This window comes from Vibrio sp. 10N.261.55.C5 (assembly GCF_041470505.1).
In the GTDB taxonomy this organism is placed as follows: domain Bacteria; phylum Pseudomonadota; class Gammaproteobacteria; order Enterobacterales; family Vibrionaceae; genus Vibrio; species Vibrio crassostreae_C.
Window position 1 is genome coordinate 1225 of the sequence record NZ_JBFRMS010000129.1, and the last position, 587, is coordinate 1811.

The following is a 587-nucleotide window of genomic DNA, read 5'->3' on the forward strand; positions in this document are numbered from 1 at the left end:
AAAAAATTCCAAATCGAAACGATCCTTAAGATCCCCGGCCATATTGGGCTAGAGAGTGTTGATGTCTGGTTTCAAGACGAAGCTAGGTTTGGTCAGCAGAACACAACAACACGTCTTTGGGCTACTCGTGGAACGAGACCTCGCGTAGTAAAACAGCAGCAATTTGAATACGCTTATTTGTTTGGCTCAGTGTGCCCATCGAGAGGGATTGGTGAGGCAATGGTCGTCCCTTGGGTTAACAAAGACATCATGATAAACCATCTAGAGCAGATATCTAAAGTCACAGAAAAAGACCGTCATTCAGTGGTAATAATGGATGGCGCAGGATGGCATACCGATGATATTGCTAACCCATTTGATAATGTCAGTATTATCAAATTGCCGCCATACTCACCAGAGCTTAACCCTATAGAGCAAGTGTGGAGTTGGTTAAGGCAACACTATCTAGCAAACCAAAACTTCATTGATTATAACGATATTGTTTCGAAGGTCTGTAGCGCTTGGAATGGATTTCTTGAGTGCAAAGATCGCGTCACAAAAATGTGTACAAGAGATTGGATTGACCTGATCAGTTAATTTTCCGGATT

At 42.4% G+C, this 587-nt stretch carries 1 protein-coding gene; it reads left to right on the forward strand.

The window, feature by feature from the left end:
* On the forward strand, positions 1–576 hold a 576-nt coding region (locus AB4263_RS24235; RefSeq protein ID WP_372099041.1), incomplete at its 5' end, for an IS630 family transposase.
* Between the last annotated feature and the right edge of the window lie 11 nt (positions 577–587).